We start from the raw sequence: 22,616 nt of genomic DNA on the forward strand, positions 1-22,616 counted from the left end.
TGCCGACATGGCGGAGCTTAGAGAACGGACGATTTGGGCGCGAAATCTGGATTTGGACCGGGCGGAGCTTGGCGTCGTGAGAGCCGCGCTGGATGCCGGAGACGACGCAGGCGCGTTGACCGCGCTGCATGCGCATATGGCGAACCGCGCCGCGCCCCGGCTTTATTTTCGCGACGAGGAGCTGGAGGAGCTCATCGCCTATGTGAAGGAATCGGATGGGCACGAGCTTGCGCTCGTCATGGAGACGGCGGACGAGGTCGTCCGGCATACGTTCGTGTTCCGGTTCCCATGGGATATGGAGCGGACGAACGAGCCGGTCACGTTCGCGGACGGCGATATCGACTGGCAACATATCCCCGCCCAAGATCCGGAGTGGACGTATATGCTGAATCGTCATCGGTACTGGATCGCGCTCGGGCAAGCTTACGCGCTGACGCGGGACGAGAGGTATGCCGAAGCGCTGTGTCGTCAGATGGCGCATTGGATCGCGCGCAATCCGGTGCCGGCCACGCTCGCCGAACCAGGGCTTGCCTGGCGAACGATCGAGGCAGGGCTGCGCTGCGAGAATTGGATCAAGGCCTTCCAGTACGTGAAGCGCAGTCCGCATTTTACGCCGCAGCTGCTCGGCGCTATGCTGGACTCGCTGCATGAGCACGGCGAATATATCGCCTCCGCGCCGTGCGAAGGGTGGAAGCGGATCAGCAACTGGGGCGTGCTGGAGAATCACGGGCTGTTCGGGTTGTCGGTCTTCATGCCGGAGTGGAAGTTATCGGCGAGCTGGCGCGCGATGAGCGCGGAGCGGCTCAAGTCGACGCGGCTGCAGGTAATGAAGGACGGACTTCATTGGGAGCAGTCGCCGATGTACCACAACGAGGTGCTGCACGGGTATATGGATTATCTGATTCTCGCCCGCAACAACGGCATCTCGGCTGACCCCGAGATCGAGGAGACGGCGCGGCGGATGCTGCATGCCGATCTGCACATCGCCAAGCCGAACCATCATCAGCCGCTGCAGGGCGACAGCGACGATAACGACCTGAGGGATCTGCTCGCCGCTGGCGCGCTGCTGTTCGAGGACGAGACGCTGCGCTTCGGCGGGTTGGACCGCTTGGACTTCGAGAACGCGTGGACGTTCGGCATGGAAGGCATCCGAGCGTACGGCCGCTTGGCTTCGCGCGCCCCGTCGGAAGCGTCCAAGCCGTTCGCGGCGTCGGGCAACTACGTTATGCGCTCCGATTGGTCCGAGCAGGCGTCGTATTTGTACTTCCACTGCGGTTTTCTAGGCGGCGGACACGGGCATGCGGACATGCTTCATGTGGATGTCCATGCCTATGGGCGCGATCTGCTGACCGATTCCGGGCGCTACAACTACGGCGATCATACCGAGTGGCGCCGCGCGCTCAAGCGGTGCGCCGCCCACAATACGACGACAGTGGACGGGATCGACTTCACCGAATACGTCGACACGTGGGCGAGCGGCCGGGTGGCTCAGCCGATGGGCGCGCATTGGATTTCGGAGCCGGACTTCGATTACGTCGAGGGCAGCCATGACGGGTATGCGTACTTGGCCGATCCGGTTACGCCGCTTCGCCGGATCGTGTTCATCAAGCCGGGATTCTGGCTGCTGAGCGACAGTTTCGCGTGCGCGGGCGAGCACGAGTTCGAGCAGCATTTTCACTTCCTGCCCGGGGATGACGTGGAGGTAGAGTCGGGGAGTCTGACGTGCGGGACGGCCGCTTCCGCTGATGAGGCGGGGGTGCGCATCATGCCGGTCCATCCGGCGCGTCTGTCCTGCGCGCTGCGGGAGAGCCGGATTTCGCGGGAATACAACCGGCTGGAAGTCAATACGGCGGCGACGTACAAGTTGGCTGGCCGCGGCTTCAGCTCCATGCTTCAGGTGATCTATCCGATGCCGCCGGGATCGGCGGAAGCGCCGATCGTCGAACCGGTGGACGTGATGACGTACGCGGGGGATCGGGTTCCGGATTCGGCCGCCGAGGCGGTTCGCATCGTTCTGCCGGCCGCGGCTGCGGATCATACGGTAACGGGTGAGATGAGCGTCGACAAGGGCGGCGGCGCGGAGGAACACATCCTGCTCATCTGTCACCGCAAGCCGGGACGCCACATTGATTCGTACGTGGTCGACGGGACGCAGGTGTTCGGCGAGATCGTCTGGATCAAGCGGGCAGGCGGAACCGAGCAGGTAACGGTTATTAAGTAGGCGAGCAACACTATTTCATACACGAGGTGAACGGCATGTGGCAGGAAGCGATTGAAGCGGCGTTGGACACGCTGCGCGGCAATATTCGCAATCATCCGGGACTCTTCCCCCATATTACGGAAGGACAGAAGTACGAGTGGGGCGGCAACGACGACTGGATCGAAGGGTTCTACACCGGCATGATGTGGCTGGGATATGAATACGGCGGAGACCCGTTCCTCAAGGCCGCGGCCGAGGAACAGCTGGCGAATTACCGGCACCGGCTGGACCATCATATCGTGCTCGACCATCATGACATCGGCTTCCTGTACTCGCTCTCGGCGGTCGCCCAGTGGCGGGTCACGGGGAGCGAGGAAGCGCGTCAGCTGGCGCTTGCCGCGGCGGACAAACTGCTGCTCCGCTACCGGCCGAATTACGGCGCGCTGCAGGCGTGGGGCAAGGAAGGCGACCCGGAGAACGGCGGGCGGATCATCATCGACTGCCTGATGAATGTGCCGCTCCTCTACTGGGCGCACGAGCAGACCGGGGATCGGACTTACTACGATATCGCCTTGAAGCATGTGCGGAAGAGCTTGCGGTTCCTCGTGCGCGGCGACGGCTCGAGCTACCATACGTTCTATTTCGACCAGGAAACGGGCGGGGCTATTCGCGGCGGCACGCATCAAGGCTACCAAGACGGCTCGACGTGGACGCGCGGCCAGTCGTGGGGCGTGTACGGTTTCGCGCTTAGCTACCGGTATACGGGCGATGCCGCATACTTAGACGCTTCTAAGCGGCTGGCCAAGTATTTCATCGCGCATCTGCCGGAGGATCATGTCGCGTATTGGGATTTCGACGTGGCGGTCGAAGCAGGCACGCCGCGCGATAGCTCCGCCTCCGCGATTACGGCATGCGGCATTCTCGAGCTGCTCGAGCTGCTGCCGGCCGAAGATCCGGACCGCGCCGAGCTGGCGGACGCGCTCCAGGCGATGATGGCGTCGCTCGTCGAGAACTATTCGACGCGGTCGATCCCGGGCGCGGAAGGGCTGCTCCGGCATGGCTCCTACCACGTCCGTGGCGACCGGGCGCCGGACGACTATATGATTTGGGGCGATTACTACTACCTGGAGGCGCTCGTGCGGATGGAGCGGGGCATCAAGGGGTATTGGTAGACGGGGGCGGCGTAGTGCCGGCGGCGAGGAAGAAGGGCAGGATGCTAAGGCAGCCTGCCTTTTTGGCAATTTCGCGGGAGGTCGAGGCGACGCGCGGGCGGAAGGTCCGGAGCGGCCGATCGCACAAAATGTCCGGAGCCGCGGGGCTGAGGCATAGGACATTTTGTGCGATGGAGTCGCTCGCTGAAACGCGGCACAATTGTGGTGCCCACGCGACTATTGAACGCGATAACCGATCGCAGCCGCGCAATAGTGGTGCTCACACGACTATGGGGCCCGATAGCCGATCGAGGCTGCGCAGTAGTGGTGCTCACACGACTATGGGGCCCGATAGCCGATCGAGGCCGCGCAGTAGTGGTGTCTACGCGACTATTGAGCCAGATAGCCAATCGAAGCCGTGCAATAGTGGTGCCCACGCGACTATTGAACGCGATAACCGATCGCAGCCGTGCAATTGTGGTGCCCACGCGACTATTGAACGCGATAACCGATCGCAGCCGCGCAATAGTGGTACTCACGCCACAATTAAGCCCGACAGCCGATCGCTACTATACCGGTTCCCCACGGTAATGGTAGACTATGGCTACCATTACCAGCTTTATCGAAATCCCTGCCGGCGAGCCCATCCCTCGCCGAAGCCGCTTCCCCCACCCCCCAACGAGAGGATCATGCCGATGTCCCCATTCAGCCGTCAGCCTTGGAAAATCTCAACCTTCCTCTACTTGCTCTTGTTCGTCGCCGTCGTCGTGCCGATCGGCTTCATCAGCGCCGTGCTGCTGCAGGCGTACAAACAGGATTTGCTTCAACAGACGACGGAGCGGACGCAGCAGACGGTGCGCGCCATCGCGTACACGGCCGAGCAGGAAATCGCCAAGGCGGTGACGTTCGCGGCCGCGGTCGGCATGGACCAGGAGGTGCTCGGCCGGGCGACGACCATCCACCGCGCGAGCGACGACAGCCGCCAGCAGGTGACGAGCGAGCTGCTCAAGACGCTCGACAAATACGGGCTGTCGATGGCCGGCCACGTGCAGGCGATCCAATTCGTGTTCAAGGGCGGCGGCACCTACTCCTATTTGAAAGACTTGAAAATTCCCGAGGCTTCTCTTCGGAACGCGAGCTGGTACCGCAAGACGCGCGACGATCCGGACCGCGTTCATTTTCTCGGCATGCAGTCGGACGTGCTGTACGGCCTCACCGATAACCGCAGCATCGCCGCGGCCATCTCGCCGAGCTTGCTGCAGGGCATGCACGAGGTGGAAATGCTGTACGTGCTGTTCAGCCGCGACGCCTTCGAGAGCCTGCTCCGCCAAAATCCGTACAGCCGCTCCTCTCCGATGGCCATCGTCGGCCGCGACGGTTCGATGATCGCCTCCAGCAGCATGACGGACGGGGCGAAGCGGCCGCGCGAGCTGACCGCCCGGATGTTCGCCGGCCGGGAAGGCACCTATGTCGATCGTCCCGATCGGACGGGGACGTTATACGCGTATGCCTCCATCGGCAGTTCCGATTGGCGCGTCGTATATGAGATCCCCTACCGCGAGGTGACGGCCAATTACGAGAAAATCTTCCGATTCGCGATGGGCGCGACCGTCCTGATCATCCTGCTGTTCCTGATCATTGCCTTCTATTTCGCCCACCGCATCACGAAGCCGATCCAGCTGCTCGTCATCAAAATGTCCCGCGTCGTGCAGGGCAATCTCAACGCGAAGATCGAGGCGGCCGGCAGCCGCGAGATGGTCACGATCGGACAGACGTTCAACCATATGATGGACCAGATCAAACGGCTCATCCGCGAGCGCGAGGAGGAGGAGCAGGCGAAGCACAAGGCGGAGTTCGCGGCGTTGCAGGCGCAGATCAACCCGCATTTTCTGATCAACACGCTGAACGCGATCCGGCTCATGGCGCTCATCAGCAAGGCGGACAATATTCACGGCATGACGCATGCGCTCATCCGCCTTCTCTCTTCCTCGTTCAACCGGGGTGGCAGCCTAACCTCCATCGCGGACGAAATCGAGAACCTCTGCCAATACATCTACATTATGGAGACGCGGTTCGGCAGTAAATTCGAGGTGCGGTGGGACGTCGAGGAGGAGACGAAGCGCCTGTACGTGCTGAAGCTGCTGCTCCAGCCGATTCTCGAAAATTGCATCGTGCACGGACTCGCCGGCCGGAACGACGGCGGCATCATCCACATCGCCGCGCAAGCCGAAGATCGCGCGCTCGCCATCGCGATCTCGGACAACGGCAGCGGGATGACCGCCGAGCAGATCGGCGCGTTCGAGCGGCAGAGCCAAACCGGCGCATTCAGCGGCATGGGCATCCACAACGTCCATCAACGCATCCAGCTTCACTACGGGGCGAGCTACGGCCTGCGCATCGAGCCGCTGGCGGAGGGAACCGCGTTCCGCCTGCGGGTGCCCGTGCTTGCGCACGGCGACGAGGCGGAACAGTCCGCCGGGCACGAGCATGGAGCAATGGCCGCATCGCCCGCGCCGTCGGCATCGTCCGTATCGCCATCCGGTCCGCCGCGGCAGTCGTTCGACGCGCATCCGGCTGCCCGGTCCGCTGTATCGGCCGCCTTTCAGGCCCCGGTCAAAAAAGATCATGCCGACATCAAAAACGATCATTAAGGCGGCCCCCGCTTTTGCTTATGATGGAATCAGGTTAGAGCTGCCTAATACCACATCAAACGGAGGGTCATGCGAATGAGAAAGAACAACGGACGGAAGCGGCGGAGCCTGCTCGCGCTATTCGCGCTCATGCTCGTCATCGCGGTCGCGCTGAGCGGCTGCAGCGGCGGGAACAACGGCAATTCGGGCGCGAACGCCGGAAGCGGCGCGTCGGAAGGAAGCGCGGGCGGCGACGCGAACGCGGCGACGGATAAAGAGACGGAGAACGCGGAGCCGGTCAAGCTGAAATTGGCGATGTGGGATTCGAAGACGGACCTTGAATTTTGGACGGAGAAAGTGAAAGCGTATACGGCGATCAAGCCGAACGTGACGATCGAAGTGGAGAAGGTGCCGGACAACAGCGGCCAATATTTGAAGGTGCGGCTGGCGGCGGGCGATCTGCCGGATTTGTTCTTCCTGAAGCAGAATCATTTTCAAATTTACAAGGACGCTCTGCTCCCGCTCGATGAACTGGAAGCCGCGAAGAACAACAAGTACCCGACCAAGATCGACGGCAAGACGCTCGGCGTGCCGCTCGTCTCGTTCGCGGAGTTCGTGTACTATCATCCGAGCATTTTCGAAGAGCTGGGCTTGACGGTGCCGCAGACGATGCCGGAGTTCATGGCGCTCATGGACAAGATCCAAGCCAGCGGCAAATACACCCCGCTCTCGATCGGCGGCAAAGACAACTGGACGTTCTACCCGCTGACGGAGTTCGGACCGCATGTCCTCTCCGGCGACACGGGCTACTTGGCCAAAATCGCGAAGGATAAAGCGCCGTTCGCGGCCGGCAGCACGTTCGATACGATCGCGAAGATGGTGAAGGAGATCGCGGACAAGAAGTACGCGGGACCGGACGCGCTCTCGATCTCGTTCGACCAGTCCACCCAGCAGTTCGAGGCGAAGAAGGCGGCGATGATCGCGCTTGGCCAATGGTATTACGCCTCCTACATGGAGAAAGTGAAGAACGATGAAGATCTCGCGGTATTCCCGCTGCCGTTCCGCAATACGACGAGCGAGAAGTTAACTTCGCTGACGATGTCGGACATGAACGTGGGCATCAACAAGAAGTCCGAGTCCGTCGAAGAGGCGAAGGCGTTCCTGGACTGGATGTTCAGCCCGGACGTGTATCAGGAATACATCACCAAGGTGCAGCAGTTCTCCACGGTCAACGGAATCGAGAGCGACCTGCCGTTCTTCAACAAATGGACGCAGGCGAATCCGTACGAGCCGTTCGTCTACGATGGCACGGATGCCGGGTACGCCAAAGTAAGCAGCGCCGCGCAGTATGATCCGAAGCTGGCCGCCCAGGAGATTTTCGCGGGCAAGGGGATCGACAAGGTCGAGTCCGACTTGAACAACAAGTGGGCGAAGGCCGTCGAAGCGAACCCATGAAGCCGAGTCTGGCGAGCAGCAGAAGGTTGGTGATCTTCTCCTTTCTGGCCGTGCCGGTCGCGCTGCTGCTCTACTTTTTGATCTACCCGACGATCCAGCTGTTTCACTACAGCTTCACGAACTGGGATGGGTACAGTCCCGCGATGCGCTACATCGGCTTGGATAACTACGAGAAGCTTCTGTTCGACTTCCCGGAAGCGTGGCAGGCGATCCGCAACAACGGGCTCTATTTCGTCGTCCATACGCTGTTCATTCCCGTGGAGCTGCTGACGGCGGTGCTGCTGAACCGCACGCTGCGCGGGAGCGGGTTCTTCCGATTCACGGTGCTCATGCCGTACATCATCAACGGGATCGCGGTCGCCTACATGTTCAGCTACATCTACAACCCGATCAACGGTCCGCTCAACGAGCTGCTGAAGGCAATCGGATTGGAGTCGCTCATTACCGGATGGTTGAGCGATCTGGACGTCGTCAATTATTCGCTCATCGCCGTGTCGCTGTGGCGGTTCGCGGGCGTGCACATCATCCTCATGCTGGCGGGGCTGCAATCGATTCCGAACGACTTGTACGAGGCGGCCGAGCTGGACGGGGCGAATTTCTGGCAAAAGCTGCGCTACGTCACGATCCCGGGCATTCGCACGGTCATGGAAATCATCCTGTTCATGAACGTATCCGGCGCGCTCTTGCAGTACGACATTCCGTATGTGATGACCGGCGGCGGACCGGGCACCGCGAGCAGCACCTTCGGGCTGTTCTCGCTGCAGACGGCGTTCACCTACAACAACTACGGGCTCGCCTCCGCGATGGCCGTCAGCTTGCTCGTGCTCATCGTTCTCTTCTCGTCGCTGCAAAATTGGATCGTGAAAGACAGGAGTGAACGCGCATGAGTCAACTGCAAGCGGGGCAAGCCCATCCGATCCGGCCGCCTGCCGCTCCTGCCCGATCGACGGCGCAGGCGAAGCGGAGGCTCGCGGACGGCGGCTATTATCTGTTCTTCGGCGTCATGTGCGTGCTCGTCTTCGTTCCGATCCTGCTCGTGTTGTTCGGTTCGTTCAAGGATGCGGAGGAGCTGGCGGCGACGTCGCCGTTCTCGATGCCGAGCAACTGGTTCAACTGGGACAATTACGTCACCGCCTTCACCGAAGGCAACATGCTGCTCGGACTGCGCAACACCGCCATTCTCGTGTTCGGCAGCTTGATCGGCAACGCGCTGCTCGGCACGATGACCGCGTACGTGCTGAACCGGTTCGACTTCAAGCTGCGCAAGGCCGTGCTGCTGCTGTTCATGCTGGCGATGATCATCCCGTCCTACACGACGGAGATCGCGCGGTTCCAGCTCATCCACGGCCTGAACCTGTACAACACGCTGTCCGGTCCGCTGCTCATCTACATCGGGACGGATATTATGCAGATCTACATTTACACGCAATTTTTGCAGAAAATTTCGACCCAGCTGGACGAAAGCGCAATGCTCGACGGCGCGTCGTACGCGCGGGTATTCCGCTCGATAATTTTCCCGCTGCTGCTGCCCGCGACGGCGACGCTCGGCATCCTGAAGAGCGTGACGATCATGAACGACATCTACGTGCAGACGCTCTACATGCCGAAGCGGGAGCTCGCGACGCTCCCTACCGCGCTCATGGCGTTCGTCGGCGAACGCTCGTCCGACCTGTCCGCGCTGTGTGCCGGCATTATGCTGGTGCTGCTGCCGAGCGCGTTGTTCTACCTGGTGTTCCAGCGGCTCATCTTCAAAGGACTGATGGACGGCGCGGTCAAAGGATAGGCGTGCGGGTCAAACGAACGTGCTGCGGCAATGCTGTCAGGTTAAGGAAAGACGTCCATTGAAGCCACCTGAGGCCTATAGTTGACAGGCTCGTGTCTTAGGAGGGACCTCAACACCCACTGAAGCTTTGTCCGCTAGGACAAAAGCGTGCCCGCTCGAAGCAATCCGCCGACCGCGAAAAAACGTGCAAGCACGAACGAGGGAGTCCAGAGGGCGAAGTCCTTTGGAGCCTCCTCGGCGGAGGAGGTGGGAGGAGGGAGCAACAAAGGTTGGTTCAAAAGGGCGGAGCCCTCTTAACCTGACAGCATTGGAAGAGGGGGGAAGGGGGAGGCGGCAACAAAACCGGGGTCAAGGGGCGAAGCCCTCTTAACCTGACAGCACTGTCCGGAGAGGAGGAAGGACGATGCATAACGTCATGATCGTCGACGACGAGCCGCTCGTGCGGCTGGCGCTGCACCGGATGATCGATTGGGAGCGGCTCGGCTTCCGGATTGCGGCCGAGGCAGCCGACGGCGAAGACGCGCTCGCGAAGCTGCGCAAATCCGAGCCGATCGACTTGCTGCTCCTCGACATCAACATGCCGCGCATGAACGGCATCCGTCTGCTGCAGGCGATCGAAACCGCGGACGGCCTTCCCTCGCGTCCCGCCGCGGTCGTGTTGAGCGCGTACAGCGAATATGCGTACGTCCGGGAGGCGTTTCTGCTCGGCGCGCTCGACTACATCGTGAAGGCCGACATGGACGAGGCGCATATTCTGCCGGTATTAACGAAAGCAAAGGCGCATCTCGCGAATACCAGAGTGATGCAAGCGGAGCCGGAAGCGTCGCTGGTCGACACTACGGCCATGGACCGGCGAGAGAAGGAGGCGCGGCTGCGGAAGTTGCTTATGCTGGATGAAGAGGCTTCGGCAGCCGGCCACCCATCGTCCGATCCCGCGCCAGGCGCTCGCCAAGCGGAAGCGCTGCTGCCGTGGACGGTCAACGTCAAGGCGGCCGTCATCCAGCTGCCGGGCGGCGCGTGCGACGAGGAGCAGGCCGGCTTCCTTCGCCAGACGGTGCAGTCGTTGCTGGCGGCAGGCGAAATCCCGCACGAGATCTGCGAGGTCGAACCGGGTTGGTGGGCGGTCCTGGCTTCCTTCCCGGAAGACCGGAGCGCATCGGTCATCCATGCGAAGCTGACCGCCGCGCTCTCGACCGCCCAGACGCGGCTGCGCCAATACATGAACGCCTCCGTCTCCGTCGGCGTCAGCCGCACCGCTCAGGGCGGCGCGCAATGGCGGGCGCTCTATTCCGAAGCGCGATCGCTCGCGGCCCTCTCTTACTTCCACGGCTTCGGCAACGTGTTCTACTACGACACGCACGCGGATCGGCTGGCGGCACGCGGGCAAGCCGATCCTTCGCCGCTCGCAATGGTAAGAGGCGCGCTCGCTCAGGCGCTTGAAGCGCCCGATGCCGGTCCGCTGCGCCTCGCGTGGGAGGAGATCGCGAGGCTACGCCCTTCGCTCGCGACATGGACGAAGGAGGAGCTCCGGCAGTGGATGACCGATTTGTTGTGGGCATCCAGTTCGCTGCTCTATAAGCGCGGCTTGCGCTGGGAAGCGCTGCAAGGCGGCGGCCGCCATCCGGAGGAGGCGGTCCATCGTCAAGACACGCTGGACGGCGCGCTGAACGCGGTCCGAGAGCTGTTGCTTCAAATCCACGGCATGCTCCACGGCGGCAGCGAGACGGAGCCGGCGAAGCGGTACAGCCCGCCGGTGGCGATGGCGAAGCGCCTGTTGGACGAACATTTCCGCGAGGACGTCAATCAGGCGCTCGCCAGCCGGATGGCGGGCGTGAGCGAGAGCTACCTGAGCAAGCAATTCGCCAAGGAGGTCGGCTGCAATTTCGTGCCGTACTTGACGAATTTGCGGATCGGGGAAGCGAAGCGGCTGCTGGCGCAGGGCGTCAAGATCGCCGACGCGTCCGAGCGGGTGGGCTACCTGAATCCGGAGCACTTCAGCCGGCTGTTCAAGAAAGTGACGGGCGTGAGTCCGAGCGCTTACCGCGACGAGCATGAGCGCGCGGGCGTCCGGCAGTCCTGACGCATCATGTAGAAGGAGAAGCATTAGCACGTTTTACAGGCGACGCCACAAGCGGCAGCGCCGCGAACAAACCGATCGAAAGGCAAGGTATATGCATCCCGAATCCGGCTGTCGGACATCGCTTGCGCAACCCTCGGAGCGCGGCGAGCGTCCTAGCCGCCATGCAACCTGTTCTCGTTCTTGTTCGCGGCCGATGCCGCTTGTTTCGGCGTCTTTTTTAATCCCACAAGCGAAGAGGAGTTGAGGAATTCATGTTTTTACGCGGCGCAACGCATTCCCGCACGGCTTTGCTCGTCGTCTTGCTTTGGTCGATGCTGCTCGCTTCGGCCGTTCCTTCCGGCGGCGGTTGGTCGACCGCGCCTATGGCGCATGCCGCCAGCCAGACGATCGCTTCCGCGCAGATGACGGTCACGGTCGACGACCAGTTCCCGCGCGTCATCGACTATACGATGGCCGGCTCGGGCGCGAAGCTGTACGGCCAAGACGAGACGCTGACGCAGGTGAAGATCAACGGCACGGCGTATACGCCGGCGGTGACGTTCGCCAAGCCGGACGGCGCCACGGCGCAATACGCGATGAACATCGCCTCGATCGGCGTGACGGTCAACGCGACGCTCAAGGTTGTCGGCAGCATGCTCGAATTCAAGGTAACGGGCATTACGGAGAGCGGCGCGACCAAGGTGAACACGTTCGAAATCCCGAATCAGAACCTCCTGTCCGTCCGCAGCACGCAGACCGGCGCGGCGTTCGCGGGCAGCGTCATGAACACCGCCGTCACCGGTTCCGGCGATACGTTCGCGAACGTAACCGGCACGCCGGCGACGAACGCCAGCGCGCAGAATTACCTCTACGGCTTCGTTAATACGAATCAGCTGGCCGGCGGTCTGTGGACGAACGCGGTATCGGAGAGCTCGGAGGCGGGGCGCGTGAAGAAGCAGACCGTCTCGCGCACCGGTTTCTACCGGACGGGGCTGTGGAGCGGGGAGTGGATTTACCGCGCCAATGGCATGACCGCGCCGGACGCCGAGCTGCCGCAAGCAAAGGTGGCCATTGCGGCCGACGCCAACGGAGATTCGGTCGTCGACTGGCAGGACGGCGCGGTGGCGTTCCGTTCGATCATGAACAACCCGCAAGGCGCCGATAAGGTGAAAAGCTGGGTCGTCCAGCGGGTGCCGATGAACTTCGGCAGCCAGGCGACGAACCCTTTCACTAAGACGCTCGACGAGACGAAGCGAATGAATCTGGCGACCGACGGCCTCGGCCAGTTCGTCCTGCTGAAGGGTTACGGCTCGGAAGGACACGACTCCGGCCATCCGGACTACGGCGACATCGGCAAGCGCCAAGGCGGCGCGGCCGAGCTGAATACGCTCGTCAATAGCGGCCATGCGTACAACGCGGCGTTCGGCGTGCACATCAACGCGACCGAATCGTACCCGGAGGCGAAGGCGTTCAACGAGCAGCTCGTCAATCCGGCTTCGCCGGGCTGGGATTGGCTGGACGCTTCGTATTACAACAACAAGCGCAACGACGCGTCGTCGGGCAACCGGCTCGCCCGGCTGCAATCGCTCAAGGCGCAGGCGCCGAATTTGGATTTCATCTACCTGGACGTCTGGTACACGAAAGGCTGGGACGCGCGTCGAATCGGCGGCGAGATCAATAGCCAAGGCTGGACGCTCGCGACGGAGTTCCCGGACGATCATGAATACAACGCCGTCTGGAACCATTGGGCGGTCGACTACAACTACGGCGGCCAGGATATCAAAGGCTACAGCAGCCAGATCGCGCGATTCATACGCAACCATCAGAAGGACACGTGGATCGCGCGCCATCCGCTGCTCGGCGGTACGGAGATGGACGATTACGAAGGCTGGCAGGGCCGCACCGGCTTCGACGATACGGTGAAGATGACGTTCGGAACGAATCTTCCGACGAAATACGTGCAGCATTTCCCGATTCTGAAGTGGACGACGAACACGATTCAGCTCGAGCAAGGTGTCACGGTCAGCGATGCCACAGGTACGCGGGTCATAACGAAGAACGGCGTGAAAGTGCTGGAGGGCAACAAGTACTTGCTTCCATGGAGTCCGGTCACGGAGGATAAGCTGTACCATTGGAACGGCATCGGCGGCGGCACGACGTGGACGCTTCCGGCAAGCTGGTCGGGCGCGAGCGCCGCGAAGTTGTACCGTCTGAGCGATCAGGGCCGCGTGCTGGTAGGCGATCTGCCGGTAAGCGGCGGGACCATTACGATCAACGCGACAGCCAATACCGCCTACGTGGTGACGAAGACTGCTTCCGGGGCGGTGCCGGCGGCGAACTACGGCGAAGGCAGCAAGCTGAAGGATCCGGGCTTTAACCAAGGGAATCTGACGAATACGTGGACGGTGGCAGGAAGCGGGGCTTCCGTCGTCCGCAGCGCGCGCGGCGATTACGAGCTGAAGGTCGGCACGGCCGCGGGCGCGACGACGATCAGCCAGAACGTGACCGGACTTGCGCCTGGCACCTATTACGCGTCGGTCTACGTGTCGACGGCAAGCGGACGGAAGGCGTACCTCGACGCGACGAGCGGCGGGACGACGACAAGCAGCTACGCGGACAGCTCGTTGTGGAGCAACTACATCTCGGCGGATGCGAAGCGGGATACGACGATGCAGCGGATGTACGTGACGTTCGACGTGCCGAGCGGCGCGAATTCGGCGACGATCGCGCTGCGGACCGACGGCGGCAGCGCGGCGGTGACGTTCGACGACGCGCGGATCGGGGCGACGACGCGCACGCCGAATCCGAACAACGCTTATTTCGTCCAAAATTTCGAGGATGTGCCGAGCGGCCTGTATCCGTTCATTAAAGGCCCGGCAGGCGGCGTGAACGATCCGCGCACCCACCTGTCCGAGCTGCACGCGCCGTACACGCAGAAAGGCTGGAACGGCAAAGCGATCGACGACGTCATCGCCGGCAATTGGTCGGTGAAGGCGCATTCCGAAGCGCAAGGACTGCTGCTGCAGACGATTCCGCAGACGCTGCGTTTCGCGCCGGGGACGAATTACACGGTCAGCTTCCAGTACGAGAACCAAACGGAGGGCGCCTACGCGTTCGTCGTGGGCGAAGGGACGGCCGTCGTGTCGGCAACCCCGTTCGCCGCGGCGACGGCGCCGACGACGTACACGCAAGCGATCACCGGCTCGGCCGGCGGCAACACGTGGGTCGGCATCCAGAAGGCGAACGGCAGCGCGGGCGATTTCGTGCTCGACGATCTGGTCGTGACGGTCGGCGGCAGCGGCGGAGGCAATACGACCCCGCGTATCAAGATTACGAAGACGGACAGCCGGGCGATTACCGACCTGACGATCAAAGCGGAGTTCATGGTGGAGAACGCGCCGCACCGCGACGACGCGCTCGTCGGCGCGTTCGACCAGTCGGTCGCGATGTCGCTCAGCGCGCGTAACGGCACGCAGACCGGCGGCGTCTGGACTGGCGATTTCCTGAAGGAAACCGGCCGTACGGCGGGTGCCGCGGTGGTCACCATCGAGAAGACGGACACGCGCCCGATCACGGCGATCACGCTGACGGCGGAATTCAAGATCGACGGCGCGCTGCACCGCGATACGCACGTCATCTCGTCGTTCGATCAGAGCTACGACCTGACGCTGACCGGCGCGAACGGCACGCTGGTGGACGGGGTGTGGACGGGAGATTTCTTGAAATAATCGCGGCTTGCGATACGAGCGTAACCGAAGCCGTCGATTCTAGCCAAAAGGCTCTTCCTTCGTGATGAAGGAAGAGCCTTTTGGCGCTGCTGGTATCGCGTAAGCATGGGGCATCGTTAGCAGAAACATTCCGGCCCTTCTGCGGCCGTAGCCGAAGCCTTGTCCGTAAGGTCGGCCGCCTCCGCATCACGCTCGCTCTCCTCGTAAGCCATAAGCGCATGCGTGCCGTGGCTGAGCACGGCGCCCGCACGCGTGGAAGCCGCGACCATGAGCGCCTGCACGATTTCCTCCCGCGTGCCGCCGAGCGACTTGAATTTCCTCACATGGACATCGATGCAGTACGGACAGCCGGTGACATGCGCGACGGCCACGGCGATGAGCTCTTTCGTCCGAACAGGCAGGATCTCGGACTCCGCATACGCTTCCTGCTCGAAGGCGAGGTAAGCCTCTGCCGCGGGCTGCGCCAGCTTGACCATGTCGGGAATGCGGCTTAAATTCGAGCGGTCGTAATAATGAGACATGATGATTCTCTCCTATTGGCTTGGTTGGATGCTGCTAAAGCCATTGTAGGAGAGAACGCCGCGCCGCTTCCGTGACAAAGTCACGTTTGACGATCTCGAATGAAGCTCAGTTCCTCGCGGTCGATTATCGTGATGCTGCCACGCCCCAGGGCCACCGCGCCTCGGGCGGCGAACTCCTTTAACGTCCGGCTGACGACTTCGCGCGCGGTGCCAAGCTCGATCGCCAACGCTTCGTGCGTGACGGGCAGGCATTTGCGGTCCGCCGCGTTCGCGAGCAGCAGCCCGGCCAACCGGCAGGGCACCGGCTCGAACGCGATCTGCTCGAGCAGGCGCGTCACGTTCGACATCCGCTCGACGAACTGACCGTAGACGTACCGGCGAACCGGCGCGCAAACCGCGGTCCAGCTTCGGAATGTGTCCACCGGCAAGAGGAGCGCCTCCGTATCGGATTCGATCGCGATCGACGCTTCGTATTCCAGGTCGCCGAGGATGCTGGCCAGCATGAGGACGCAGCATTGCCCGCCGGTTAAGCGGTACAGCGTAATTTCGCGGCCCGACGGACTGATTTTATAGACGCGCACCCACCCGCTCAGGACGAACACCGCGTGCCGGAAAATATGGCCTTCGCGAATCGCGACCGTCGTGTCCGGGCTCAATTGGGCGACTTCGGCTTCCCGCCAGTCGTCGTCGGGCACCGTGCCGAAGCACGGGAAGAGCCGTTGAATGCGGGGGAGGTCGAGAGATTGCTGTGGCATGGGAATACCTCCTTGCGCGAAGTTTTCTACATCCTACCATGGCCGTTCGCAACATTAAAGCGATTACGGTCGAGGGGAGCTCGTGGTTTGCGTCCGCGGACCGCGCGTAGGCGAAGTTTCCCCCTTTTCAACGGCCGGATTTTCTCCTATTGTTAGAGTTGAACGACGATTTGGCAGGTTGAAGCAATAACGCTTCAAATTGGAAAAGAATCGGCAGGAGGTAAGGAGGGGATACCGTGCCCGAAGAGGTACGGAGTGATGAGCAAAGCCATATAACGGGAGGTCATTTATGTCCATCGACCAGATCAAAACGGAAATATTGCGCATTGTCCGCGACGTGCTGAAACAAGAGCTCGACTACGAGACGAGCCATACGATCATCTTCGTCAACCGGGAGCTGAATTCGTTCACGTTCCTGCAGTTTCTCGTCGCGGTGGAAGACGCCTTCGACATCGAGTTCCCCGAGGACCTGCTCAGCGTCGGCCGGTTCCAGTCGCTGGACGACTTGGTGGATTATATTCAAGCCCAGGCGGTCGGCGCGCGACAAGCGTGAGCGGTGCATTCGTTTTACGAACAGAACAAGGGCTGCCAATCCGTGGCAGCCCTGTTTGACGTGCGCGCGTCAAGCACGCGAGCGGATTTCCTGGCGCATGAACAGCGCGTAGGAAATCCCGAAGCAGATCATCGTCGCCGCGAGCAGACCGACCAGCTGCGGCCAGCAGAGCAAGATGCTTTGGCCGAGCGGGAGCGGGCTTGCGATCGCGCCTACGACCTGGGCGGTCGTGAGCGGACCCAGGGAACGCACGCCCGGCGTGAGCAGCGTCGTCGTCAGCTCCGTGAACAGGAACGACGGCGACAGCCGGTTCAGCAGCAGCATCTGTTCGGCGTGGCGGATGAGAATCGAGAGCGCCGACGTCTCGGCCGGCGCCGTCGCCTTCTCGATCAGGCCGACGATCATGCCGTAGAAGATCGAGAAGAACAGCCACAGCGCGATGCCCGACAGCGCGGAAGTCGCGGCCTGACGGAACCGGATCGAGAACAGGATGGACAGGTTCAGCCAGAAGCCGACGTAGACGACGGCCACGAACAGGAACAGCGCGACGCGGATGAATTCCTCCGGTGTCGGCGGGTAGCCGATCGTCAGCAGCCCAAGCCCCATGACGAGGAAGCCGAGCGCGTACAGGGCGACCGCGATGAGCAGCAGCGAGGCCGTGAATTTCGCCAGAATGAAGTCATCCCGATAGACGGGCTGCGAGAGCAGGCGGCCGAGCGTCCCTTTGTTCCGTTCGGCGTTCACCGCGTCGAAGCCTAGCGCGATGCCCATGAGAGGCCCAAGGAAGGTGACGAACGTCGCGAACGTCGGCAGGCTGCCGTCGGAGGCGGTGAACATTTGCAGAAACAGATATTCCGTATCCGTCGCCTGCGCCTCGACGCCGGATTGGAGCGCGGTGACCGCCGCATAGATCGAGCCGATGCATGCCAGCGCGATAATGCCGATCAGGATGCCGAACCGCCAGCTGCGCATATGGTCGCCGAACTCCTTCTGCACGATGACCCAGAACGGGGAAGGGGTACCCGGCGCCGCCGAGAGCGACGCTTCCTTGCCGCCCCGCCGCAGTCCGGTTATCCAGGACCTCCAGCGCGCGGCGCCGATTGCCGTGTCCTTCATGCGCGAGTTCCTCCTTCGAAATAGCGGTGGTAAATATCGTCGAGCCCGTACTGCTTGCGCTTCATGGCGAGCAGCCGTCCGCCGCCCTGCACGATCGCGGCGGATGCCTCCGAAGCGACGTCGCGGTCGCAGACCAACGCGACGAGCGTCGTATCGACCGCATCTTCGGTAGTAGGCGCGGCAATCTGCGCGGCATCCGCAGCTCCCGTCTCGGAGTCTATCTCGGACGCATTCTCCGCGCGGACTTCCTTCACGCCGGGCAGCGAAGCGAGCGTCTCGGCCAAACGATCGTTCCAGCCGCCGACCGCCAGCTCCACGGTGACGGTGCCGTCTTGATCGAGCTGACGGGCCAGCGATGGGACATCGCCTTGGGCGATCAGCTCCCCGCGCACGAACAGGCCGACGCGGTCGCAAATTTGCTGCACCTGGTGCAAATGATGCGAGGACAGCAGCACGGTCAGGCCGTCTTGCCGGCTAAGCTCCCGGATCAGGCGCAGCAGCTCCCGCACCCCTTCGGGGTCGATGCCGAGCGTCGGTTCGTCGAGGATGACGATGTCCGGCTGCTTGATCAGCACGTCGGCGATGCCGAGGCGCTGGCGCATCCCCCGGGAGAACGCGCCGACCTTCTTGTCGCGGGCTTCCGCCAGCCCGACCCGCTCGAGCAGCCGGTCGGCGAGCTGGCGCGCTTGCGCGGAAGGAATCCGATTCAGCCGGGCCGTAAACATCAAGTTATCCAGCGCGGTGCGGTCTTCGTAGAAGCCGACGTCGTCGGGCATATAGCCGACGCGACGCTTGACCGTCAGCGGATTGCGCGCCGGATCAAGTCCGCAGACGCGCACGCTGCCGCCCGTCGGTTCGGTCAAGCCGAGCATCATGAGTATGGTCGTCGTTTTGCCCGCCCCGTTCGGGCCGAGCAGGCCGAAGATTTCTCCCTTGGCGATGTGCAGATCCAGCCCGTTGACGGCCATCTGCTCGCCGTACCTCTTCTTCAGCCCTTTCAGCTCGATGATCGGCTCCGCCCCGGCGGACGCCGTCCAAGGAGTCGCCTCCATGCTTACCGCCTCCCGTATTTCCGGAACAAGTAATAAATGCCCGCCCCGACCAGAACGATGATCAGGATGCCGATCCAGCCCCAGAGCACGGACGTCTCGACCGCGACGCGGAATTGGGCGCTGGCGGATTTCTCGGGCGCCGACGCGGTGACGTTCACCACGTAATCCCCGGCGAGCGCCTTCTTGTCCGCTTTGATCGTCGCCTGCACGCGCGCCGTCTCGCCCGGCTTAATGGATTCGACCGCGGACGGCTCGAACGTGACCTCCCAGCCGGTCGGCGAATCGGCGGACAGGCTGACGTTCGCAAGCTCCGCGGAGCCGGTGTTGTCCAACGTCAAGTCCAGCTTGCGCTCCGACCCGGCCGTGACGTCCGTGCTAAGCAAGTCGTTCGGCGTGCTAAGCGACAAGGCGTACGTGCCGGTGACGACCGCCTCGAACGTCGTTTCGGCGGAGCTGGCATTGTTCGTGGCCGCGACCGGGATTTTGTACGTGCCGGCCTGGACCGTCTCCGGCGGCTTCACGCTTATGCTGATCGATTTCTCGCCGCCCGCTTCGACCTCGACCGACGTCACGTTTGTGCCGCCGCCGTCGGCGAACGAGACGTCCCAGCCCGGCTCGGCTTGCGCGTTCAAGGCATAAGTCTGCTTCTCGGCCGTGCGGTTGCGGATCGTCGCGGTGTAAGAGAACGTCGAATCGCTGTGGCCCTGCATATTCGGCTGTTCGGTCTCAAGTTCCGTGCGGAACGTGCCTTGCTCGGAGACGACGACGGCAAGCGGCAGCGTGCCGCCGCCCGCTTTGACCTCGAACCGGTAGACGCCTTTGTTGATCTCGAGCGGCACGCGGAGCATGAGGCTCAGCGTCTGCGATTCGCCGCCCTTGACGGCCAGGCGGTCGACGGCGCGTCCGCCTGCGGTCAGTTCATAGTCCCACTTGTTGCCCTTGGCGTCGAACGCGACGTCGGCGACGGCCGTCGACTCGCCGCGGTTGATCGCTTCGATCGAGTAGCTGATCGCGTCGCCCGGCGGCGCGGACAGCTGCAGATATGGCGTGTACAGCTCCACCGTCCCCGCGGCTTGCGCCTGATGCGGCATGGCGGCCGAGAGTGCGCACCCCAGGCATAATAGAACCATCAGCGCTTTTGACATTGTTGGCTTCGTGCATGCGTATCGCATGCGAATCCCTCCTTGAGAATAGTTCGCCCTTTGGCATTCATAAGGGGTACGCGCGAGATCGGCCGGCGGATTTACTCGATATACAAGAATTTATAAGTTTCACATGTATTCATCCAACTTGTATTTATCCGGAATGTAACGCGCCGCTAATAGACGGCGATAACCGTTTCACCTTGCGAAAAAAATATTTTCTCCCGCCGGATTTTTTGGTAAAACGAAAAAGAGAAGCAAGTTGCGGACAATGAACCAAGGAGGTAGAAGAAGGAGCATGGACCGTCCAACCGATGACATGCGCGAGGTGCTGCTGGCCATGTGCGACGGCTCGGCTTGCGCGTTCGAGACGTTCTATGAACGGTTCGCCCCGCTCGTGATGAAGATTGCGCTGCGCGTGACGGGCGACCGGATGGAGGCCGAGGACGTCTGCCACGACGTCTTCCTGGAAGCGCTGCGGCGCGGCCGCGCCTACGATCCGGCAAGGGGATCGATCGCCGCGTGGCTGGCCGTCATGGCCCGCAGCCGGAGTTTGGACCGGATGAGGCGCAGGCAGCGGCTCGTCCAGGCGGAGGCCGAGGAGCTGGAGAGGGCTGGGGAAGCCGAGCCGACGGAGGACGTCGTGCTGACGCGGCTGCAGAAGGAGGAGCTGCTGGAGGCGCTGCGGACGCTGCCGGATCGGCAGCGGACGGCGGTCGTCGGCAGTTATTTCGGCGAGAGCACGCAGCGGGAGATGTCGGCGCAGTGGAACGTGCCGCTGGGCACGGTGAAGTCTTGGGTGAGATACGGGCTGAATCATCTGCGCAAGCAGTTGGAGAAGCGCGGCGGAACTAGCGAGCCGAGGGCGTCGGCGAAGGAGGCGAGACGATGAGCGCGAACGATAGAAATCGACAAACTTGCACCGGGCTGTACGCGGAAGAAGACATCGTCGACCTGCTGATGAACCGGAAGACGGCTGCCGAAGCGCACATCATGCGCCGGCATTTGGCAGCCTGTGCCGCTTGCCGCGCGAAGGCGGACGAGTGGACGAAGCTGCTGGACGAGGAAGCGCCTGGCGCTGCTGGGGGGATGGCCGGCGAAGGCGAGCGGATAACCGCGCCGATGCCGTCCGATGCCGTTCGGCTCCGGCTGGCGCGGCGCGTGCGTCGGGCGGCGGCGCGCAAGCGGATCGCGGACGCGGCGCACGGCCACAGGAAGGCCTTGTCCGTCGGGGCGGCGGCGGCCGTCTTGTTCGTCAGTCTGGCAAGCCTCCTCCGGATGGCGCACGAGCCGGAGGAGCGCCGCGCCGAATACGTGGCCGAACATGAGCCGCGCGCGATGGTGCTGGTGAACAACCCGCAGACGTCAAGCTTGGTGCATGCCGCGGGCGACGAGCTTGGCGACGGCTACGTGTGGTTCAACGGCGTTTCCCGCGAGGTGTTCGTGCTGCTCGAAGGCTTGCTGCCGAGCGACGATCTGGACGTCCGAGCATGGGCGGAGAACGATGGCGGACGGGAGAACCTCGGCGTTCTCCGGCACGAAGAGGCGAATCTGGCGCATCTCTACGTACGCGGGCGCTCGCTCGACCAGGCGCGTCACATCGTATTGACCGTGGAGCCGTCGGGGGGCAGCGTCAAGCCGTCGGCGCCGGATGCCTTGGTGTTCCGGCTGCCGGCGAAGTGACCGGCGGGAATAAACTATAAAACGGGAGCTTCGGCATTGAGCCGGGCTCCCGTTTTAGTTAACGGCAAATATTCAGTCTCTGTCGCTTCGAGACATCAGGATCACTTTCTTCGCTTCAACCGAGCCGAGTCCCTCCCGAATGTTGTAGGGTCTCGCTAGCACAATGCGTATGCGATCGTCATGCGAAAAATCGTCCATGGACAACTTGTTTCCGGCTAAGTCTTCTAAGGTCGTATCTTCGCTAATTCTTGCCGTGCATCCAATTGCCATATCGTTCCGGTCGCCGGAGTTCCATTTGTTCATCTCGTCCGTACAATCGAATTCAATGGCATCGCTGCTCACGCCATAGACGACCGTCTCATCGATCTCCCGGGTAAACGCATGCAGCAGCAAATATCCAACAAGACCGACGATAACTACGGCGACGGCTACGAGCAGCGCGACATTCTTGCGATGCGTCATGACGTGACCTCCTCTTGAATTGGTCCTCTTCTTTCTCAAACGTTACCTGGAACGTCGAAGTTGCATCCGCGGAGCGAATTGTCGGTGGTGACTCAAACTTCTAGCAACCTAACAAAACATAACAAATATACAAGGGGATTTAACCGCTTAGTTAAATTCAAGCCTATAAATGACAATTGAAGACATTGAGGAACTAGTTAGTAGTGCTTATACTAATTTGTAAACGCATACACAAATATTGTTAGGCTAACAAATCACGAGACTCAGATGTCTATCTATATTTGCGTATGCATGCAAAAGTTTGGCAGACCAAACGATTCTACGGG

The 22,616-nt window shown here is 62.0% G+C and carries 17 protein-coding genes; 11 read left to right on the forward strand and 6 right to left on the reverse strand.

All coding sequences use genetic code 11. The features are described from left to right. Nucleotides 1-7: 7 nt before the first annotated feature. The 8 genes from BCM02_RS15815 (at nt 8) to BCM02_RS15850 (ending at nt 15,006) form a co-directional block, all read left to right on the forward strand. Nucleotides 8-2,221, forward strand: coding sequence for an alginate lyase family protein (locus BCM02_RS15815; RefSeq protein WP_148930061.1), 2,214 nt, complete (start codon nt 8-10; stop codon nt 2,219-2,221). 35 nt (nt 2,222-2,256) lie between these two features. Next, nucleotides 2,257-3,372: a glycoside hydrolase family 88 protein gene (locus BCM02_RS15820; protein ID WP_148930062.1), complete on the forward strand. Its 1,116-nt coding sequence runs from the start codon at nt 2,257-2,259 to the stop codon at nt 3,370-3,372. 674 nt (nt 3,373-4,046) lie between these two features. After that, nucleotides 4,047-6,002 (forward strand): sensor histidine kinase, encoded by a 1,956-nt coding sequence (locus tag BCM02_RS15825; protein WP_187434240.1) that lies wholly within the window; start codon nt 4,047-4,049, stop codon nt 6,000-6,002. Between the two features lie 75 nt (nt 6,003-6,077). Further along, nucleotides 6,078-7,436: an ABC transporter substrate-binding protein gene (locus tag BCM02_RS15830; protein ID WP_187434241.1), complete on the forward strand. Its 1,359-nt coding sequence runs from the start codon at nt 6,078-6,080 to the stop codon at nt 7,434-7,436. Then, complete coding sequence (locus BCM02_RS15835; protein ID WP_148930065.1) at nt 7,433-8,323, forward strand: carbohydrate ABC transporter permease; 891 nt, start codon at nt 7,433-7,435, stop codon at nt 8,321-8,323. Before BCM02_RS15830 ends, BCM02_RS15835 begins: the two co-directional genes overlap by 4 nt. Beyond that, nucleotides 8,320-9,219, forward strand: coding sequence for a carbohydrate ABC transporter permease (locus tag BCM02_RS15840; RefSeq protein ID WP_148930066.1), 900 nt, complete (start codon nt 8,320-8,322; stop codon nt 9,217-9,219). Before BCM02_RS15835 ends, BCM02_RS15840 begins: the two co-directional genes overlap by 4 nt. Nucleotides 9,220-9,622: 403 nt before the next feature. After that, nucleotides 9,623-11,299, forward strand: coding sequence for a response regulator transcription factor (locus tag BCM02_RS15845; protein ID WP_148930067.1), 1,677 nt, complete (start codon nt 9,623-9,625; stop codon nt 11,297-11,299). A gap of 251 nt (nt 11,300-11,550) precedes the next feature. Then, the gene (locus BCM02_RS15850; RefSeq protein ID WP_148930068.1) at nt 11,551-15,006 is read left to right on the forward strand and encodes an endo-alpha-N-acetylgalactosaminidase family protein; all 3,456 of its coding nucleotides are present in this window, start codon (nt 11,551-11,553) and stop codon (nt 15,004-15,006) included. A 116-nt stretch (nt 15,007-15,122) separates the two neighbouring features. Here the strand turns inward: BCM02_RS15850 and BCM02_RS15855 are convergent, their stop codons facing one another. Together BCM02_RS15855 and BCM02_RS15860 are read right to left on the reverse strand one after the other, a co-directional pair. Further along, nucleotides 15,123-15,527, reverse strand: a complete 405-nt coding sequence (locus BCM02_RS15855; protein ID WP_148930069.1) for a carboxymuconolactone decarboxylase family protein — start codon at nt 15,525-15,527, stop codon at nt 15,123-15,125. A gap of 80 nt (nt 15,528-15,607) precedes the next feature. After that, nucleotides 15,608-16,282 carry a Crp/Fnr family transcriptional regulator gene (locus BCM02_RS15860; protein WP_148930070.1) on the reverse strand — a complete coding sequence of 225 codons (675 nt, stop codon included), beginning with the start codon at nt 16,280-16,282 and terminating at the stop codon, nt 15,608-15,610. Between the two features lie 289 nt (nt 16,283-16,571). Between BCM02_RS15860 and BCM02_RS15865 the strand changes: the two genes are divergently transcribed. Next, nucleotides 16,572-16,835, forward strand: a complete 264-nt coding sequence (locus BCM02_RS15865; RefSeq protein ID WP_148930071.1) for an acyl carrier protein — start codon at nt 16,572-16,574, stop codon at nt 16,833-16,835. A 69-nt stretch (nt 16,836-16,904) separates the two neighbouring features. Here the strand turns inward: BCM02_RS15865 and BCM02_RS15870 are convergent, their stop codons facing one another. Genes BCM02_RS15870 through BCM02_RS15880 form a run of 3 tightly spaced genes read right to left on the reverse strand, consistent with a single transcriptional unit; the run spans nt 16,905 to nt 20,175 of the window. Next, nucleotides 16,905-17,951 (reverse strand): ABC transporter permease, encoded by a 1,047-nt coding sequence (locus BCM02_RS15870; RefSeq protein WP_148930072.1) that lies wholly within the window; start codon nt 17,949-17,951, stop codon nt 16,905-16,907. Beyond that, nucleotides 17,948-19,003, reverse strand: coding sequence for an ABC transporter ATP-binding protein (locus BCM02_RS15875; protein WP_148930073.1), 1,056 nt, complete (start codon nt 19,001-19,003; stop codon nt 17,948-17,950). The genes BCM02_RS15870 and BCM02_RS15875 overlap by 4 nt, the downstream gene beginning before the upstream one ends. A 2-nt stretch (nt 19,004-19,005) precedes the next feature. Next, on the reverse strand, nt 19,006-20,175 hold the full coding sequence (locus tag BCM02_RS15880) for a COG1470 family protein (RefSeq protein WP_246183396.1): 1,170 nt from the start codon (nt 20,173-20,175) through the stop codon (nt 19,006-19,008). A gap of 268 nt (nt 20,176-20,443) precedes the next feature. Here BCM02_RS15880 and BCM02_RS15885 point away from each other — a divergent pair, with 268 nt between their 5' ends. Then, on the forward strand, nt 20,444-21,037 hold the full coding sequence (locus BCM02_RS15885) for an RNA polymerase sigma factor (RefSeq protein WP_148930074.1): 594 nt from the start codon (nt 20,444-20,446) through the stop codon (nt 21,035-21,037). After that, entirely contained in the window at nt 21,034-21,828 is a 795-nt protein-coding gene (locus BCM02_RS15890) for an anti-sigma factor (RefSeq protein WP_148930075.1), read from the forward strand. The genes BCM02_RS15885 and BCM02_RS15890 overlap by 4 nt, the downstream gene beginning before the upstream one ends. A gap of 72 nt (nt 21,829-21,900) precedes the next feature. Here BCM02_RS15890 and BCM02_RS15895 read toward each other — a convergent pair whose 3' ends face one another. Further along, a complete protein-coding gene (locus tag BCM02_RS15895) occupies nt 21,901-22,290 on the reverse strand; it encodes a hypothetical protein (protein ID WP_148930076.1) in 390 nt (129 codons plus the stop codon). Nucleotides 22,291-22,616: the final 326 nt, after the last annotated feature.

It is taken from the genome of Paenibacillus methanolicus (assembly GCF_008124765.1).
GTDB classification, from domain to species: Bacteria; Bacillota; Bacilli; order Paenibacillales; family Paenibacillaceae; genus Paenibacillus_Z; species Paenibacillus_Z methanolicus.

Excerpts from the sequence above, each read along its gene's own strand:
- BCM02_RS15815 (WP_148930061.1), top strand. The coding sequence starts at position 8 with ATGGCGGAGCTTAGAGAACGGACGATTTGGGCGCGAAATCTGGATTTG.
- BCM02_RS15820 (WP_148930062.1), top strand. The coding sequence starts at position 2,257 with ATGTGGCAGGAAGCGATTGAAGCGGCGTTGGACACGCTGCGCGGCAAT.
- BCM02_RS15825 (WP_187434240.1), top strand. The coding sequence starts at position 4,047 with ATGTCCCCATTCAGCCGTCAGCCTTGGAAAATCTCAACCTTCCTCTAC.
- BCM02_RS15830 (WP_187434241.1), top strand. The coding sequence starts at position 6,078 with ATGAGAAAGAACAACGGACGGAAGCGGCGGAGCCTGCTCGCGCTATTC.
- BCM02_RS15835 (WP_148930065.1), top strand. The coding sequence starts at position 7,433 with ATGAAGCCGAGTCTGGCGAGCAGCAGAAGGTTGGTGATCTTCTCCTTT.
- BCM02_RS15840 (WP_148930066.1), top strand. The coding sequence starts at position 8,320 with ATGAGTCAACTGCAAGCGGGGCAAGCCCATCCGATCCGGCCGCCTGCC.
- BCM02_RS15845 (WP_148930067.1), top strand. The coding sequence starts at position 9,623 with ATGCATAACGTCATGATCGTCGACGACGAGCCGCTCGTGCGGCTGGCG.
- BCM02_RS15850 (WP_148930068.1), top strand. The coding sequence starts at position 11,551 with ATGTTTTTACGCGGCGCAACGCATTCCCGCACGGCTTTGCTCGTCGTC.
- BCM02_RS15855 (WP_148930069.1), bottom strand. The coding sequence starts at position 15,527 with ATGTCTCATTATTACGACCGCTCGAATTTAAGCCGCATTCCCGACATG.
- BCM02_RS15860 (WP_148930070.1), bottom strand. The coding sequence starts at position 16,282 with ATGCCACAGCAATCTCTCGACCTCCCCCGCATTCAACGGCTCTTCCCG.
- BCM02_RS15865 (WP_148930071.1), top strand. The coding sequence starts at position 16,572 with ATGTCCATCGACCAGATCAAAACGGAAATATTGCGCATTGTCCGCGAC.
- BCM02_RS15870 (WP_148930072.1), bottom strand. The coding sequence starts at position 17,951 with ATGAAGGACACGGCAATCGGCGCCGCGCGCTGGAGGTCCTGGATAACC.
- BCM02_RS15875 (WP_148930073.1), bottom strand. The coding sequence starts at position 19,003 with ATGGAGGCGACTCCTTGGACGGCGTCCGCCGGGGCGGAGCCGATCATC.
- BCM02_RS15880 (WP_246183396.1), bottom strand. The coding sequence starts at position 20,175 with ATGCGATACGCATGCACGAAGCCAACAATGTCAAAAGCGCTGATGGTT.
- BCM02_RS15885 (WP_148930074.1), top strand. The coding sequence starts at position 20,444 with ATGGACCGTCCAACCGATGACATGCGCGAGGTGCTGCTGGCCATGTGC.
- BCM02_RS15890 (WP_148930075.1), top strand. The coding sequence starts at position 21,034 with ATGAGCGCGAACGATAGAAATCGACAAACTTGCACCGGGCTGTACGCG.
- BCM02_RS15895 (WP_148930076.1), bottom strand. The coding sequence starts at position 22,290 with ATGACGCATCGCAAGAATGTCGCGCTGCTCGTAGCCGTCGCCGTAGTT.